The following is a 17,106-nucleotide window of genomic DNA, read 5'->3' on the forward strand; positions in this document are numbered from 1 at the left end:
GATTGTGGATATTTCGGGGCGATTTCGATAACGTGGGCGTCAAAACAACCTGGGCGCAAGATCCGGGTGATACGGGCATCCCGCCAAGAGGAGCACGAGCAGTGAACATTCTGACCAGCCGGGGCCTGCGCCTCGTCGCTATGGGTGTGCTTGTGGGCACCACCGCATCCTGTGCGCTTCCGCGCTCGGGGCCTTCGAAATCCGAAATCTACGCGGGCTCGGTGCAGAAACAGGGCGATGCCTTCGTTCTCGAGGTCAACGATTACGTCACCCGCGCCACCGCCGTCACCCCGGCGCTGGGCTTCTCGTCGGACTTCCGCAACGCCGGCCAGGTGGGCTCGGACACGCTGCGGCCGGGCGACACGCTGGGTCTGACGATCTGGGAAAACGTCGATGACGGGCTGCTGGCACCCAAGGGGGCCAATGCCACCCAGCTGACCGAGGTGCAGATCGACGGCGCCGGCTTCATCTTCGTGCCCTATGCCGGGCGCATCAAGGCGGCGGGCAATTCCCCCGAGGCGCTGCGCCGCATCATCACCGAGAAACTGGACGCCCAGACCCCCGATCCGCAGGTCACCGTCATGCGCGTGGCCGGCGACGGCGCCACCGTGTCGGTGATGGGCGCGGTGTCGGGCCAGGGCGTCTATGCCATCGAGCGGCCCACGCGGACGCTGTCGTCGATGCTGGCGCGCGCCGGCGGCGTCTCGGTCAAGCCCGAGATCGCCCGCGTGACCGTCACCCGCGGCGCCAAGACCGGCACGATCTGGCTCAAGGATCTCTACGAGAACCCGGCGATGGATATCGCGCTGCGCCCCGGCGACGTGATCCTGGTCGAGGAAGACACCCGCGCCTTCACCGCGATGGGCGCGACCGGCGCCCAGGCGCGCGTGCCCTTCGACAGCCAGACCCTCTCGGCGCTCGAGGCGATTGCGACGGTGGGCGGGCTCAATTCGAACCTGGCCGATCCCAAGGGCGTCTTCGTGCTGCGCAACGAACCGGCCGAGATCGCCAATACCGTGCTGGGCCGCAGCGACCTTCAGGGCGCGCAACGCATGGTCTATGTGCTGGACCTGACCAAGCCCAACGGCCTGTTCCTGGCGCGTGACTTCGTGATCCGCGACGGCGACACCGTCTATGTCACCGAAGCGCCCTATGTCACCTGGCAGAAATCGCTGTCGGCCCTGACCGGTCCGGTCTCGACGGTCAGCGCGTTCAACAACCTCACCGGCGATTGATGGCACCCGAAGGGCCGGCCCCCTGGGATCTGCCCAAGGGGCCGCTTTTCGTCTACAACGGCGGGCTGATGCGCCGGCCGCTGCGGCAGATGCTGGCGCAGGCCGGCTGGCCGCTGCGGCTGGGCCTGCCCCGGCAGGGCGATCTGGTCGGGCTCTGGGGCGCCAGCCCCACCGCCTGGCGTGCCGAAACGATTGCCGCGCGCCGCGCCGCCCGGCTGATCCGCTTCGAGGATGCCTTCCTGCGCTCGCTCCATCCCGGACGGGGGGGCGGGGGCGCGCCTCTGGGCCTCATCCCCGATCATCTGGGCGTGCATTTCGACCCCGCCCGCCCCTCGCGGCTGGAGCGGATCCTGGCCGAAGCCCCGCTCGATGACGGCGACCTGCTGCGCCGCGCGCATGACGGGATGGCGCGTCTGGCCGCGCTCGATCTGTCGAAATACAACGCCCATGACCCCGATCTGCCACCCCCGCCGCCCGGCTATGTGCTGGTGATCGACCAGCTGCGCGGCGATGCCTCGGTGCGGCTGGCGGGCGTGCGTGCCCATATCTTCCGCGAGATGCTGGTCTTCGCCCAGGAGGAACACCCCGGCGCGCGCGTTCTCATCAAGACCCACCCCGAGACCATCTCGGGCCAGCGCCCCGGCCATTACGGCCCCGAGGATGCGCAGGGCCGCGTCAGCCTGCTCGCGGCGCCCCATTCGCCGCGCGCGCTTCTGGAAGGGCGATCGCGGTCTATACGGTCAGCTCGCAGATGGGGCTCGAGGCGATCTTCGCCGGCCACCGCCCGCGCGTCTTCGGCCAGCCCTTCTATGCCGGCTGGGGCCTGAGCACCGACGAAAACCCGGTGCCCCGCCGCAACCGCCGGCTGACCCGCGCCCAGCTTTTCGCCGCAAGCCATATCCTGGCGCCGATCTGGTGGGATCCCTGCCGCGGCCGGCTCTGCCGCTTCGAGGAGGCGGTCGATCAGCTCGAGGCCGAGGTGCGCGCCTTCCGTCAGGACCGGCACGGCCATGTCGCCACCGGCATGCGCGCCTGGAAACGCGCCGCCATCGCGCGCCATTTCGGCCGCCACGGCCCCTTGCGCTTCATCGAGCCCCCCGCCGCCGCCGCCGAGACCGCCGCGCGCACGGGCCGGCCGCTTCTGGGCTGGGCCTCGCGGATGCCCGCGGGCTTTTCCGGCCTGCGCGTCGAGGACGGCTTCCTGCGCTCGCGCGGGTTGGGGGCTGATCTGGTGGCGCCGCTGTCGCTGGTCTGCGATGCGCGCGGGATCTACTATGACCCGACCCGGCCCTCGGATCTCGAGGCGCTGATCGCCGCCCCCCTGCCCGCGGGCGGCGCGCGCCGGGCCGAGGATCTGATCGCGCGGATCACCGACGGGGGCTTGACGAAATACAACCTGGGCGGGGCCTGCCCCGCGCTGCCGCCCGGCCACCGCATCCTGGTCCCCGGCCAGGTCGAGGACGACGCCTCGATCCGGCTGGGCGCGCCGGGCTGGACCAACCGCGCGCTGCTCGAACGGGTGCGGGCCGAGAACCCCGACGCGGTGATCGTGTGGAAGCCCCATCCCGATGTCGTGGCCGGGCTGCGCCCCGGCGCGCTGGATCCCGGCGTCGCCGACGCGCTGGCCGATGTGAGCGCGCCCGAAGCCGACCCCGCGGCGCTGATTGCCGCCTGCGACGAGGTCTGGACGCTGACCTCGGGGCTGGGGTTCGAGGCGCTCTTGCGCGGCAGGCCCGTGACCTGTCTCGGCACGCCCTTCTATGCCGGCTGGGGGCTGACGCGCGATCTGGGGCCGCAGCCTGCGCGCCGGCGGCTGACGCTGGACCGCCGCCCCGATCTGGCGCGGCTGGTCCATGCCGCGCTGATCGCCTATCCGCGCTATATCGACCCGGTGAGCGGGCGCCCCTGCCCGCCCGAGGTGGTCATCGAACGGCTGGCGCGCGGCCAGGTGCCGCCCCCCGGCCCGGCCAACCGCGCGCTGGCCCGCCTTCAGGGCCTTTTGGCGCCCTGGGCGCATCTGTGGCGCCGATCCGCGCCAAAGGTCTGATCCTGTCCCCGCAGCACGGCCGGACCACGTGCGCAATCCTCCCCCGCAACGCGGGCTTGGCCGCGTGCATAATCCTCCATTGCCGCGGGGCGGGGCTTTTGCCATAAGCGGCCCTGCCGTCGCCATCAGGATCGGGAAAAGCCATGACGTTCCGCGCGCGCCATCTTCTGGGGATCGAGCATCTCTCGCCGGGGGAAATCCGCACCATTCTGGATCTGGCCGACCGCTACGTCGAGCTGAACCGCCGCACGGTCAAGCGTACCGACGCGCTGGCCGGCCTGACCCAGATCAACATGTTCTTCGAGAATTCCACCCGCACCCAGGCCAGTTTCGAGCTGGCCGGCAAGCGGCTGGGGGCCGACGTGATGAACATGGCCGTCGCCCAGTCCAGCGTGAAGAAGGGCGAGACGCTGATCGACACGGCCTTGACGCTGAACGCGATGCGCCCCGATCTGCTGGTCGTGCGCCACAATGCGTCAGGCGCGGTCAACCTCCTGGCTTCCAAGGTCAATTGCGCTGTCATCAACGCCGGCGACGGGCGCCACGAACACCCCACCCAGGCGCTTCTGGACGCGCTGACCATCCGCCGCGCCAAGGGCCGCATCCAGCGGTTGCGCATCGCCATCTGCGGCGACATCGCCCACAGCCGGGTGGCGCGCTCGAACCTGATCCTGCTGGGCAAGATGGAAAACCGGCTGCGCCTGATCGGGCCGCCGACGCTTCTGCCCGCGGGCGTGGCCGATCTGGGCTGCGAGATCTTCGACGACATGAACGCGGGGCTGAAGGACGTCGATGTGGTGATGATGCTGCGCCTCCAGAAGGAACGGATGGACGGCGGCTTCATCCCCTCGGAGCGCGAATATTTCCACCGTTACGGGCTCGACGCCGAGAAGCTGGCCCATGCCGCGCCGGATGCGATCGTCATGCACCCCGGCCCGATGAACCGCGGGGTCGAGATCGACGGGGTGATCGCCGATGACATCAACCGCTCGGTGATCCAGGATCAGGTCGAGATGGGCGTGGCCGTGCGCATGGCGGTGATGGACCTTCTGGCGCAGAACCTGCGCGCCGAACGCGGGCGCGCCGCGGCGGGGGGGATCGATGTCTGAGATCCGACCCGACGACGTGCACCGCTACCGGCCCGGCCCAGGGGCGGAATTGCCGCTTGACCCCGACGAGACGGTGCAGGCCGTGTTCACCGCCGACCGCCGCCGCTACTGGCGCGACCATCTGGCGATGGCGGGCCTGGGGATCGTGGTGGCCAGCCTCGGGCTTGCGCTCTTCGGGCGGGCCCATACCATTCCCGCGGGCGTTCTGGGCGTGGTGGCGGCGGTGGGTCTGCGCGGGCTCTATCTGGCCTCCGAGGCCTTTGCCCGGCGCTGGCAGCTGACCGACCGGCGCCTGATCGGGCCGCAGGGGCGGCAGGTGATGCTGCTCGAGATCGAGACCGTGCGCCGGCTGATGGGCGACGTGCAGATCGTCAGCCGCGACGGGCAGAAGCATCTGATCAAGCACCTGGCCGACCCGCAGGCCGTTCTGGACACGATCCTTGATGCGCGCGACGCCCGCGCGCGTCACTTGCGCAACACGGAGGAAGGGCGATGAGCGCCGATCCCACCCAAGGCCTGTTTTTCCGCGACGCGCTGCTGGTCGACCCCGAGGCCCTGCGCGAAAGCCGCGGCCATCTTCTGGTCGAAGGCGGCCGGATCGCCGCGATCGGGCCCGATCTGACCCCGCCCGAGGGCGCGCGCGTCATCGATTGCGCGGGGCGGCCGCTGGCGCCGGGGATCGTGGATCTGGGCGTCAAGATCGGCGAGCCGGGCGAGCGCCACCGCGAGAGCTTCGGCACCGCCGGGCGCGCGGCCGCGGCGGGCGGGGTGACCACGATCATCGCCCGGCCCGACACCGAACCGGCCATCGACACGCCCGAGGTTCTGGAATTCGTCACCCGCCGCGCGGCGGCCTCGGCGCCGGTGCGCATCCGCCACATGGCGGCGCTGACCAAGGGCCGGGCCGGGCGCGAGATGACCGAGATCGGCTTTCTTCTCGATGCCGGTGCCGTGGCCTTCACCGATTGCGACCGGGTCGTCACCGACACCAAGGTGCTGTCGCGGGCGCTGGCCTATGCGCGCAGTCTTGATGCGCTGGTGATCGGCCATCCGCAGGAGCCGGGCCTTTCGAAGGGAGCGGCGGCCACCTCGGGCAAGTTCGCCTCGCTGCGCGGGCTGCCGGCGGTGTCGCCCATGGCCGAGCGGATGGGCCTTGACCGCGACATCGGCCTGATCGAGATGACGGGTGCGCGCTATCACGCCGATCAGGTGACCTGCGCGCGCACCCTGCCCGCGCTGGAGCGCGCCAAGCGAAACGGCTTGCGGGTCACCGCGGGCGTGTCGATCCATCACCTGACGCTCAACGAATTCGACGTGGGCGATTACCGCACCTTCTTCAAGCTGACCCCGCCCCTGCGCGCCGAGGAGGACCGGCTGGCCATGGTCGAGGCCGTGGCCTCGGGGCTGATCGACGTGATCTGTTCGATGCACACGCCGGCCGACGAGGAATCCAAGCGGCTGCCCTTCGAGGAGGCCGCCGCGGGGGCGGTGGGGCTCGAGACGATGCTGCCTGCGGCGCTGCGGCTCCATCATGCCGGGCAGGTCGGGCTTGCGCGTCTGTTCCGCGCCATGTCCTATGCGCCGGCGCAGCTTCTGGGGCTGGAACAGGGGCGGCTTGCGGCGGGGGCCCCGGCCGATCTGGTGCTGTTCGACCCCGACGTGCCCTTTGCGATGGACCGTTTCGCGCTGCGCTCGAAGTCGAAGAACACGCCCTTTGACGGGCAGATGATGCAGGGCAAGGTGATCGCCACCTTCGTGGGCGGGCTTTGCGTTTTCGGGGAGGTCTGAGATGCCGGGAATGGAAAGCGCGCTGGTGACGCTGATCGCGGCCCTGGCGGGCGGCTATCTGCTGGGGTCGATCCCCTTCGGCATGGTCATCACGCGGCTGCTGGGGCTGGGCGATCTGCGCGCGATCGGGTCGGGCAACATCGGCGCGACCAATGTGCTGCGCACCGGCAACAAGGCGGCGGCGGCGGCGACGCTGGTTCTGGATGGCGCCAAGGGTGCGGTGGCGGTGGTGATCGCGCGGCTGATCGCGGGCGAGGATGCCGCGCAGATCGCCGGGGCGGCGGCCTTTCTGGGCCATCTCTATCCGGTCTGGCTGAAGTTCCGCGGCGGCAAGGGGGTGGCGACCTTCCTCGGCACGCTGCTGGCGCTGGCCTTCCCGGTGGGGCTTGCGGCCTGTGCCACCTGGCTGGTGGCGGCCTTCGTGGGGCGGATCTCGTCGCTGGCGGCGCTGGTGTCGGCGGCGACGGCCTGGATCTGGGCGCTGGTGCTGGGGCGCGCCGATGCGGTGGCGTTCTGTCTGGTGCTGGCGATCCTGGTTTTCGTGCGCCACGCGGCCAATATCGCGCGGCTGCGCGCGGGCACCGAGCCGCGGATCGGCGGCAAGAAGGGCTGAGCCCGTTCCGGTTCGTCCGATTTCAGGTTTGCAGGCGGGGGCGGAGCGTCCGGCCGCCCCATCGAGGGGCGCCCGCCCGCGCGAGGGCTGCGCCTCGCCGCCCGGCCGGATGCGGCCCGCGCAGGGGGGGCGGGGCGCGGACGCCGTGTTGCGCCTCGGCTGGCAGGCCAGCAGCCCCCTGACGAAAGCCCCCGGTCGGCCTCGGCGCTGCTTCCCGCTCCTTGCGGGGTCTGCCTTAGCTCAGGCATTCCAGAGCGGGCGCTGACGGACATTCCATGCCCCCCTTCGGCAGCGGCCGATACCGCACGATGAGGCCCGGCCCGGAACCGGCGCCACGACCGAGGGGAACCGCACCGCCGCACCCCCTGGTCAGGCCCCCCGGTCAGCCCCGCCCGCTCAGGGCGCGAGCACATGCACCGGCGGGTCTAGACGGACCTCCTCGAGGTTAGCGCCCTCGCCGATGCGGTCCAGCACCGCAAAGATCCCCGGCGCCGCGAGGGGCGTCAGCACCCCATGCCAGGTGCCGCGCAAAAGGTTGATCCCCTGCCCCGGCGCCGTCACGAAGGCGCGCGGCACCCCCGGCCGGCCGCCGCAATCCGGCGCGACGATCACCAGGAAGGGCTTCCCGTTCATCGGCAGGAACGCCTGCGAGCCCAGCGGGTGGCGCTCGAGCAGGTCGCAGGTGTAGGGCAGCGCCCGCGGCCGGGCCTCGAAGATCGACAGCCCCGCGCGACCGCCGGGGCCGAAATCCAGCCGCGCGCGGTCATGGAAGCGGCCGCAATTGCCCTGGTTGATGATCCGGTCGGGCGGCCCGTCGGCGGCCAGCACGTCACCGAAGGGCGCGAAGGCCGCCGCGGTCAAGGGCTCGGCGCGCAGGATGGGGTCACCTTTCATCTCGTGTCGTTCCTCTGTCCAGAACCGCGCGGGGGGCTCATCGGCGCCCGGCCGACGCCCGCCCACGGGGGCGGCACGCCCCCCCGCCCGCGCGTCCCCCTCGATGGGGGACCGCGGGCGCGCCCCCCTTTCGCCTCGGCCCTAGCGCCCGAATGCCCCCGGTCCGCGCAACCGCGCATGGCGGTTCACGTCCTTGTAGAGCAGATACCGGAACGGCCCCGGCCCCGCGGCATAGCAGGCCTGCGGGCAGAAGGCGCGCAACCACATGTAATCGCCCGCCTCGACCTCGACCCAGTCACGGTTGAGCCGATAGACCCCCTTGCCGCTCAACACGAAGAGCCCGTGCTCCATGACATGGGTTTCCTCGAAGGGGATGGTCGCGCCGGGATGCAGGGTGACGATGTTGACATGCATGTCATGGGCCAGATCCTCGGGGTCGACGAAGCGCGTCGTGGCCCAGGCGCCGTTCGTGCCCGGCATGGCCACCGGCGCCACCTCGCGGTCCGAGGTCACGAAGGCCGCAGGCGGCGCGATCCCCGCAACGGGTTCATAGAGCTTGCGCAGCCAGTGAAACCGCACCGCCGCCTCGCCGGCATTGCGCAGCCGCCAGGCCTGCCCCGCGGGCAGATAGGCATAGCCCCCCGCCGACACTTCATGCTCCTCGGGCCCGATCTTGAGCCAGATCACCCCTTCGGTGACGAAGATCACGCCCTCGGCGCCGGCTTCGGGTTCGGGGGTCTCGGACCCGCCCCCCGGCGCCACCTCCATCAGGTAATGGCTGAAGGTCTCGGCAAAGCCCGACAGCGGCCGGGCGATGATCCAGGCGCGCGTGCCGGCCCAGCCCGGCAGGAACGAGGCGGTGATATCCGACATCGTGGCCCGCGGCAGCACCGCATAGGCTTCGGTGAAGACGGCGCGCCCGGTGTGCAGCGCGCCCTGTCCGGGCAGACCGCCCGCGGCGGGCGCATAGGGCGGGCCAAAGGGGCTCGGTTCGGTGGTCATGCGAAGATCTCCTCCAGACGCAGGCGGGCGATGCGCTCGACCTGGGCACAGGCCTCGGCAAATTCGGCCTCGGTCGGGGCCTCGAGCCGACGACGGAAGGCCGCCAGGATCCCGGCCGTGTCATGGTCGCGCACCGCGATGATGAAGGGAAAGCCGTGGCGGTCGACATAGGCCGCGTTCAGGCGCAGGAATTCGGCCTTCTGCGCCGCGCTCAGCCGGTCGAGCCCGGCCCCGGCCTGTTCGGCCTGCGACGCCGGCGTCAGCGCGGCGGCCTCGATGCGCCCGGCCAGATCGGGATGCGCGCGCAAAACGCCCAGACGCTTCGCCTCCGAGGCCGACCGGAACGCCCGCGCCAGCAGGCTGGCCACGCCGGCCGCGCAGTCATGCGCCGGCCCGATCTCATAGGCCCAGGCGCGTTCGGCCACCCAGGGCGAATGTTCGTAGATGCCGCCGAAACGCGCCACGAAGTCGGCCTGCGTCATCTCGAAGACCCGGATCTGCGGCCGCGGCGGATGCGTGGCGCGCCAATGCTGCGCGATCTGGCCGCGGGTGGCAAACCACACGCCCTCGTGCGACAGCGCATAGTCCAGAAACCGGCGCAGCCCCATCACCCGGCCCGGCCGCCCGATCAGCCGGCAATGCAGCCCGATCGAGAACATCCTGGCCGCCCCTGCCCCCCCTTCGGCATAAAGCGCATCGAAGGCGTCGCGCAGATAGGTGAAGAACTGCTCGCCCGAATTGAACCCCTGCGCGGTGGCAAAGCGCATGTCGTTGCTGTCCAGCGTATAGGGCAGGATCAGCTGGTCGCGCCCGTCGATCCGCGCCCAATAGGGCAGATCGTCGTCATAGGTGTCCGAGATCCACTCGAAGCCCTCGGCCGCGGCCAGACGCACCGTGTTGACCGAGCACCGCCCCGTATACCAGCCGGTGGGCCGCGCGCCCGTCACCTCGGTGTGCAGGCGGATCGCCGCGCGGATCTGGGCGCGTTCCTCCTCCTCGGGCATGTCCTTGTGCTCGATCCACTTCAGGCCATGGCTGGCCACCTCCCAGCCGGCCTGCTGCATCGCCTCAAGCTGTTCGGGGGCCCGCGCCAGCGCCGTGGCCACGCCATAGACGGTGACCGGCACATCCAGTTCGGTGAACAGCCGGTGCAGCCGCCAGAAACCCGCGCGCGCGCCGTAATCGTAGACGCTTTCCATGTTCCAGTGGCGCTGGCCCGGCCAAGGGGCAGCGCCGACGACCTCGGACAGGAAAGCCTCCGAGGCCGCATCGCCGTGCAGAAGGCAATTCTCGCCGCCCTCCTCGTAGTTCAGCACGACGGAAATGGCGATCTTCGCGCCGCCCGGCCAGCGCGCATCGGGGGGCTGGGGCCCATGGCCACGGAAATCACGGGGGTAACGGGGGGGATGGGTCATGTGCGACTCGATGTCCTTTTGGCCCGAGTGTGCGGCGCCGAGGGGGCGGACGCAAGGCGGGGACACCGGGGGAGGTTGCAGGGGGGGCAGGGGGAAGTGGTTGCAGGGGCCGGGCGGCAGGAGGGCGCGCGCAGGCAGGAGGACGGGCGCCCCCGGGAGGACGCGCGCAGGACGCCGCGCAGCGGGGCGCCTAGCGGCCCGCGGCGGCCGCGTCCATCTCGGCCAGGCCCGCGCGGATCGCGGGGTGTTCCCCCCGCGCCAGCACATAGGCCCCCAGCCGCCGGGCCAGATCGGGGTGGCCGCGGGCGCGGGCGCGGGCGAACAATTCCTTCTGATAGCGCGGGAAGTCGCGGCGCGCGCGCAGCATGCGGTAGAAGTCCGCAGGCTCCAGCGTGCCGTTCAGCGCGCCCAGGATCACCGGGTTCAAAAGCCCCATCTGCGACAGCGACGAGCCCAGCCGGTGCCCCATCAGCGGGCAGCGCAGCTTGACCACATTGGGCGCGGTGAAACGCGCGACATGGGCGGCGTCGAGCGCCTCGTAGGGGTCAAAGAGGATCGTCACCCGCCGCGCGCTGCGGCTGACCTGGGCGGCGTCCCCGTACTTGCCGGTGAAATCCTTGTCCCAGACCACCTTGTAGCGGCTTTCCCAGGGCACGACGCGCTTGTCCACCGTCGATTGCGGCGAGATCACCAGCACATCGGCGCCGGGACAGGCCGCCGAGAAGGCCGCCGCCGCATAGCCGCCCATCGAGGCGCCATAGAAGACCACGCGCGCAAACCGCGCAAAGAAGCCCGAGGCCGCCAGCCGGTCGAATTCGTCGGCCACCCAAGGGTCACGATACCAGGTCCAGCCGCCCGCCATCGCCCCCAGCATCGACCAGCCCTGCTTCTCGATGAAGTCATGGCCCCAGGGGCGGCGGTCGGCGCGCTTGCCCATGGTGATGTCGAGATTGTCGAAGGTGACGACCAGCGTGTCGCCGCGCGGCACGAACAGGAAGGAATGGCGCCCGTTGTCGGTGAAGAAGCCGTCGCGCCCGGCCAGGTCGCGCGCGATGCGGCTCCATTCGGGGTTGGTGTCGGGGACGGGCGGCGCGGGGGTAAAGATCACCCGCGTGATGCCCTCGGGCGCGGGCAGGTCGGGGGCCGTGCAGGCGCCCCGCGCGCGCAGGAACGGAAAGGCGCCCGAGCCGCGGCGGATATCGCTGACCAGACGCGCGTCGGCATGCAGGCAGGCGTCCAGAACCGGCCCCAGCCGCGGCACCTTCCAGCGCACGCCGAACCCGTCGAGATTGGCGATCAGATCGGCCGGGCGCAGATCCTCGGCGCGGCGCAGGATGCGGATGCGGCTGTCGGGGATGCCGTGGCGGGCCAGGACGCGCCGCCAGACCTCGAGCCGGGCGGGATCGAGCCCGCCGATCCGCCCGCCGGGGCCGATATCCAGACAGGCGATCTCGCAGCCGTCGCGGTCATGGAGCAGGCAGGCCAGATCCGCCGCCCCCGCCCCCACGTCGAGAAACCGCTCGACGCGCTGCGGGCCCAGCGCGCGCACAAGCGCCCATGCCTCGTCGCGGGCGGACATGGTTCAGCCCTTGCGCAGCTGACGTTCGGGGATGCGCCGGAACAGCACCGCGCCGCCGCGGCTGACCTGCTGGTCATAGCAGAAGCCCAGGTTCGACAGCGCGTCAAAGCAGCGTTTCACCCCGATCTGGCGGATCTTGCGGGTGTGGATCTCGAGGAAGACCTTGTTGACCGGCCCCATGTCGAGCGCATCGAACAGCATCTTCTCGCCGCCCTCGATATCGACGATCAGCGTGGTGGCGCCGAACTTGCGGATCAGCGCCGAAAGCGACACGCCCTCGACCTGGACCTGGCGTTCATAGGCCTCCTCGGGGTCGAGCGAGGAGGACCAGAAGGGTTCGCGCAGATAGAAGTCCATCCAGCCCGGCGCCTGGGTGTCGTTCAGGGCCACGCAATTGCGGATCTCGGCGCGCACGCCGTTCATCTGATGCACGCGGGCGATGAAATCGCACAGCACCGGGTTGGCCTCGAGACACAGGATGTCGCGGATGCCCACCGCCTTCCAGATGTAGCTGGAGATGAAGCCGAGCCCCGCGCCCAGCTCGATCACCCGATCGCCGGGTTCGAGGAACTTGGGCGTGCCCTGCACTTCCTCGCGCTCGTAACGGCCGGCCTCGATCGAGCGGACCACCTTTTCCGAAATGATCGCCGGGTCGTGGGGGATGCGCACGCCCTCGACCTCGTAGATGTGAACGTCGGGCTGACCCTCGGCGGCCGCCGGCGCCGGGGCGGGCGCGGCGGGAACCTTGTCGGCGGACTTGTCCCTGCCGGACGTCTTGTCGTCGGACTTCTTGTCCTTCTTGCCGGTCTTTGCCATGCGCTGGCCCTCCATGTTGTGCGCCGGCCCGCGCGCGCGGGGGCCCGGCACGGCGGCTCAGCCTTGGCCGGCGCCGGTTGCGGTCTCGTCCTCGTCGTCGGTGGGCGCGGGCTCCATCAGATGGGCGGTCGCGGCCGGGTCGATCCCGTGACGCGCGCACAGCATCGCCGCATAGGAGCCGCCGGGCGGCACCCCGCCATAGGAGGCCGCGATCGACCGGAACCGCCGCCCCCACAGGTGGATCGACAGCGTGTCGTCCTTGACCCAGCCTTCGACCGCCGGCTTGCGGCGCGGCTTGAACATCGCGGCCTTCTTGGCGAAGGGCAGCGGATAGAGAACATGGCCGGGGAAGGAATGTGCGATCTCGCCGGTCTGTTGCAGAAACCAGGTCACCGCATTCGGCCCCCAGACACCCCAGGGCAGAAGCGAGACATGGACCCCCTCGCCCTTCTCGCGCAGCGCGGTCAATTCGTTGCGTTTCCAGCGCGGCAGCCAGGGCGGGACGGGATATTCGTCCGAGGTGAACTCGAGCATCGCGGCCAGCGTCGCGCTGTCCTTGGGCAGGCGCAGCACGCCGTTGTTGACCAGCGGCTTGGCATCCGAGATCCAGCCGTGGAAATGGCCCGAAGACGGCAACTCCCAGGGCTGGCAGCAATAGGCATCGGTATCGGCCCAGATCAGATCGGTCTGCGCCAGCATGTGCAGCCGGAAGACATCGGCGTGATAGGCCGGAGAGCCGGTGCGCGCATGCCGGATCACCGCCGAGGACGGATAGATCGACTCGGCGCTTTCGCAGCGCACGCCCGCGGGCACGCCCGCAACCTTGTCATAGGAAAACAGCACGACCTCGTGGCCGGCATCAAGGAAGCTTTGCAGGCACAGTTGCTCGAGCCAGCTCAGCTCCGGCCCGATCCACATGGTTCCGATCTCGTGCAGGCCTGCCACCTTGCGCCCCTTTCCGGTTTCCGCCTTTCCGGTCTTGTCGGCGCGCAACATGGCGCCATTTGGGCGATAATGCACCACGCCCAAGGCTTTTCCAACGGCCAAGAGACAGCCGGTTGCCTCTGTCGCCCATCATGCTAGGCAAGAGCCAAGGGAGAGGGTGACGGGCAGCATGGGCGCGACGGACAAGACGGGACAGGGGGGCAAGACCGGCGGGGTCGTGCTCTTGCGGCCGCTGGCGGTGCAGGGCGCGGCGCCCCAGGTTCTGGATGCGCTGATCTGGGCCGAGGCAGACGACCCCGGCCTGCGGCCCCAGCCCGATGACGCCGCGCCCGACGGGGCCGCCGCCGACGGGGCCGCCGCCGACGCGCCCGCGCCCGATCCCGCAGCCAAGGCCCTGCCCCACATCTTCCGCGTGTTCTTCGCCGATCCCGCCCCGTTCGAGAAGATCGCGCCGCCCCCGCCCGAAAGCGGCACCCGCGTCACCGAGATGCGCCAGATCTCGGGCGGGCTGATGGTGGCGGGGCGCTGCGCCGATCCGCACCGGCTGGTGCTGCGGCTTGCCGGCCGCCCGCGCGAGATCCACGCCCCCGCCCCCGATCACGCGCTTTTTGCCGGGCGCAACTGCCTTTACGGCCAGCGTCTTGAAGAAAGCGCCGAGACCACGCTCGACTGGCTGGCCTGGCACGCCCATCACCACGGCGCGACCGGGGCCGTCATCGTGAACCGCGCGCCGCCCGACAGCCCCGCGGGCACCGCCGAAGATTACGCGCGCGCGCTTCATGCGGGGATGGGCGCGCGCGGGCTTGACGGCATGGCGGTGGCGGTGATCGACAGCGCGGTGCCCCTGGGCAAGGCCGCGCTCGGCCCCGAGAACCACCCCTATCTGGCCCCCGACGCGCCGGGCAAGGACCGCATGGAGGTGCCCGACCCCGACCCCTGGCGCGCGCCACTGGGCCAGGGCATCCTGCCCGAGCTGGTCAAGTGGCGCTTCCTGCGCGGCGCGCGGGCGGTGCTCAACCTGGATGTGACCGACCTGCTGGCGCCCCCGGAAAGCGGCGCGCCCACGGGGTTCGATCTGTGCGCGGCGGCGCGCGCGGGCGTCGTGCTGCTGGCGGGGCGGCGGATCTATCCCTGGCGGGTGCGCAAGCGCCAACCCGAGCGCTTCGGCGACCATATCTGCCACCAGTTCGACGCCCGGCGCGGCATTGCGCGCTGGGGCGTGGCGCCCGACAAGGCGGGGCTGTTCAACACCTGGCGCACGATCCGCATCGCCTATGCCAAGCCCGACACGCGCCAGCCCCTGCCCTTCTGGCGCGCGATGGCGATCCGCGTGCCCGGTCGTTCGGCGGCCGAGCTGGCGCCCAAGACCTCGTTGATCGAAGACCCCAGGCTGGGCGCGGCGCTGGCCTTCTTCGGGCACAAGCCCGTGCGCCCCCCGGTCTCGAAGCCGAAAGCGGCGCCGGTGCGCGCGCTCCATGCCGGGCGCACCGCGATCGTGACCACGATGAAGAACGAAGGCCCCTTCATCATGGAATGGATCGCCTATCACCGCGCCATCGGGGTGGATGATTTCCTTGTTTATACAAATGATTGCACCGACGGCACCGACACGATGCTGGACATGCTCCAGCGCAAGGGACTGGTCCAGCACCGCGCCAACCCCTGGGTGCCGGGGGGCGATCTGAAACCTCAGCACGCCGCGCTTCAGGCCGCCGAATCCGAACCCGTGATCCAGAATGCGGGCTGGTCGATCTGCATGGATGTGGATGAATTCATCAACGTCAAGATCGGCGACGGCACGCTTGCGGCGCTCTATGCCGCGATGGGCGAGGCCAACATGATCTCGCTGACCTGGCGGCTGTTCGGCAATTCGGATGTGCACGACTACGCCGACCGCTTCCTGCTGGAGCAATTCACCCGCTGCGCCCCCGAGATCGTGCGCAAGCCGCACCAGGCCTGGGGGTTCAAGACCCTCTTTCGCAACATCGACATCTACAAGAAGCTGGGCGTGCACCGGCCCAAGGGGCTGATCCCGGATCTGTGGGACCAGGTGCGCTGGCTCAACGGCTCGGGCCGGCCGATGCCGCAATCCATGTTCCGCAACGGCTGGCGCTCGACGCTCGAGACCTATGGTTACGACTGGGTGCAGCTGAACCATTACGCGGTGCGCTCGGCCGAGAGCTTTCTGGTCAAGCGCGACCGCGGCCGGGTCAACCATGTCGACCGCGACCAGGGCCTGAACTACTGGTTCCGCATGAACCACAACGCGGTCGAGGATCGCTCGATCCAGCGCATGATCCCGCGCCTTCAGGCGGAATGGGACCGGCTGATGGCCGACCCCGAGATCCGCGCCGCCCACGCGCATTCCGTGGCCTGCCACCGCACCAAGATCGCTGAATTGCGCGCCACCGAGAATTACGAGAACTTCTACGGCGAATTGTGCTCGGACCGCTTCGAGACGCTCTCGCGCATGCTGCATGTCTTCGGCTCGGCGGTGTTCAACGCAGGCCCCGCCGTGATCCCCGCGGATCTGCACAAGCGCGACCTGCCGACTGATTTCTTCTTCACGGTCGAGCATAGCGGCGAGGCCGAGCATTGAGCCCGCCGGCCGATGCCCCGGCCGCGCCGGGCCTCGGCGCCCCCGCCCCCGCACTGGGCCCCGCACCGGGCCCCGTGACCATCGTCACCACGATGAAGAACGAGGGCGCCTTCCTTCTGGAATGGGTGGCCCATTACAAGGGGCTGGGCGCCGATCACCTGTTCATCGCCACCAATGATTGCGCCGATCCGACCGTCGAGATGGTCCAGCGTCTCGAGGCGCTGGGGCTGGCGCGCCACCACGCCACCCGCATCCGCCGCGGCGGCATCCAGCGCAGCGCCCTGCGTCAGGCGCGCTGGTATCCCGAGGTCACCGAAGCCGAATGGCTGCTGGTCTGCGACGCCGACGAATTTCTGTGCGTCAAGGTCGGCGATCACTCGATCCGCGCGCTGATCGAGGCCTCGGACCCCGCCGCGCATGAGGTGATCGGCATCAACTGGCGCAATTTCGGCGCGGCCGGTCTGCGCGGCTACGAAGACCGGCCCGTGACCCAGCGCTTCACCCGCTGTCAGGGGCGCACGGGCCGGGGCAATTACATCAAGTCGCTGTTCCGCGGGCTGGAAAACGTCGCGCGCATCGGCATCCACCTGCCCCATCCCCGCCCCGAACTGGGCCGGCCCTTCCACCGCTGCATCGCCGGGGGCGGGCCCTGGCGCAACATCGTCGGCGAGATGATCCTGGGCATCGACTGGTCGGCGGCGCAGATGAACCATTATGCGCTGCGCGGGCGCGACAGCTTCCTGGTCAAGCGCGAGCGCGGACGGGTCAACCATGCCGGTCAGGACATGGGGATCGACTATTGGCGGCGCTTCGATCTCAACCGGTTCGAGAACCACGACATCCGCGCCCATGACGCCGCCACCGCGCGCTGGCTGTCCGCGCTCATGGCCGATCCGGTGCTGGCCGATCTGCACGAACGCGCCGTCGACTGGCACCGCGGGCGGATCGCGGCGCTTCTGGACGCCCCCGATTTCGCCGCCCTGGCCGCCGCGATCGACGCCGAGATGGCGCCGCCCCCCGGCCCCACCCCCGCGATCCCGCCCGCCGCCCCGACCGGCTGATCC

At 70.4% G+C, this 17,106-nt stretch carries 13 protein-coding genes and 1 pseudogene; 8 read left to right on the forward strand and 6 right to left on the reverse strand.

The annotated features are described in order from the left end of the window. Nucleotides 1-140 precede the first annotated feature (140 nt). The 6 genes and pseudogenes from BW949_RS10335 to plsY all read left to right on the forward strand — a co-directional run bounded on the left by BW949_RS10335 (nt 141) and on the right by plsY (nt 6,792). On the forward strand, nt 141-1,235 hold the full coding sequence (locus tag BW949_RS10335) for a polysaccharide biosynthesis/export family protein (RefSeq protein ID WP_076365947.1): 1,095 nt from the start codon (nt 141-143) through the stop codon (nt 1,233-1,235). After that, nucleotides 1,235-3,282, forward strand: a pseudogene (locus tag BW949_RS10340) (capsular polysaccharide biosynthesis protein). Before BW949_RS10335 ends, BW949_RS10340 begins: the two are co-directional and overlap by 1 nt. Before the next feature lie 143 nt (nt 3,283-3,425). Then, nucleotides 3,426-4,391, forward strand: coding sequence for an aspartate carbamoyltransferase catalytic subunit (locus BW949_RS10345; protein ID WP_076365791.1), 966 nt, complete (start codon nt 3,426-3,428; stop codon nt 4,389-4,391). Beyond that, on the forward strand, nt 4,384-4,887 hold the full coding sequence (locus BW949_RS10350) for a hypothetical protein (protein ID WP_143524440.1): 504 nt from the start codon (nt 4,384-4,386) through the stop codon (nt 4,885-4,887). The genes BW949_RS10345 and BW949_RS10350 overlap by 8 nt, the downstream gene beginning before the upstream one ends. Continuing rightward, on the forward strand, nt 4,884-6,179 hold the full coding sequence (gene pyrC, locus BW949_RS10355) for a dihydroorotase (protein WP_076365793.1): 1,296 nt from the start codon (nt 4,884-4,886) through the stop codon (nt 6,177-6,179). The genes BW949_RS10350 and pyrC overlap by 4 nt, the downstream gene beginning before the upstream one ends. Nucleotide 6,180: 1 nt before the next feature. Then, nucleotides 6,181-6,792 (forward strand): glycerol-3-phosphate 1-O-acyltransferase PlsY, encoded by a 612-nt coding sequence (gene plsY / locus BW949_RS10360; RefSeq protein WP_076365795.1) that lies wholly within the window; start codon nt 6,181-6,183, stop codon nt 6,790-6,792. A 396-nt stretch (nt 6,793-7,188) separates the two neighbouring features. On the opposite strand, the gene BW949_RS10365 is transcribed toward plsY, so the two are convergent. The 6 genes from BW949_RS10365 to BW949_RS10390 form a co-directional block, all read right to left on the reverse strand. Beyond that, a complete protein-coding gene (locus BW949_RS10365; protein ID WP_076365797.1) occupies nt 7,189-7,686 on the reverse strand; it encodes an ureidoglycolate lyase in 498 nt (165 codons plus the stop codon). 141 nt (nt 7,687-7,827) lie between these two features. Then, the gene (locus tag BW949_RS10370; RefSeq protein WP_076365799.1) at nt 7,828-8,688 is read right to left on the reverse strand and encodes a bifunctional allantoicase/(S)-ureidoglycine aminohydrolase; all 861 of its coding nucleotides are present in this window, start codon (nt 8,686-8,688) and stop codon (nt 7,828-7,830) included. Then, complete coding sequence (gene puuE, locus BW949_RS10375) at nt 8,685-10,103, reverse strand: allantoinase PuuE (RefSeq protein WP_076365801.1); 1,419 nt, start codon at nt 10,101-10,103, stop codon at nt 8,685-8,687. The genes BW949_RS10370 and puuE overlap by 4 nt, the downstream gene beginning before the upstream one ends. 190 nt (nt 10,104-10,293) lie before the next feature. After that, the gene (locus BW949_RS10380; protein WP_076365803.1) at nt 10,294-11,682 is read right to left on the reverse strand and encodes a hypothetical protein; all 1,389 of its coding nucleotides are present in this window, start codon (nt 11,680-11,682) and stop codon (nt 10,294-10,296) included. Nucleotides 11,683-11,685: 3 nt separating this feature from the next. Further along, nucleotides 11,686-12,498 (reverse strand): class I SAM-dependent methyltransferase, encoded by an 813-nt coding sequence (locus BW949_RS10385; RefSeq protein ID WP_143524441.1) that lies wholly within the window; start codon nt 12,496-12,498, stop codon nt 11,686-11,688. 57 nt (nt 12,499-12,555) lie between these two features. Then, on the reverse strand, nt 12,556-13,521 hold the full coding sequence (locus BW949_RS10390; protein WP_210187216.1) for a hypothetical protein: 966 nt from the start codon (nt 13,519-13,521) through the stop codon (nt 12,556-12,558). Nucleotides 13,522-13,612: 91 nt separating this feature from the next. Here BW949_RS10390 and BW949_RS10395 point away from each other — a divergent pair, with 91 nt between their 5' ends. Further along, nucleotides 13,613-16,042, forward strand: a complete 2,430-nt coding sequence (locus BW949_RS10395; protein WP_235816271.1) for a glycosyltransferase family 2 protein — start codon at nt 13,613-13,615, stop codon at nt 16,040-16,042. Next, on the forward strand, nt 16,039-17,103 hold the full coding sequence (locus BW949_RS10400; protein WP_083947714.1) for a glycosyltransferase family 2 protein: 1,065 nt from the start codon (nt 16,039-16,041) through the stop codon (nt 17,101-17,103). Before BW949_RS10395 ends, BW949_RS10400 begins: the two co-directional genes overlap by 4 nt. The last annotated feature ends 3 nt before the right edge of the window (nt 17,104-17,106 follow it).

It is taken from the genome of Phaeovulum vinaykumarii, assembly GCF_900156695.1.
In the GTDB taxonomy this organism is placed as follows: domain Bacteria; phylum Pseudomonadota; class Alphaproteobacteria; order Rhodobacterales; family Rhodobacteraceae; genus Bieblia_A; species Bieblia_A vinaykumarii.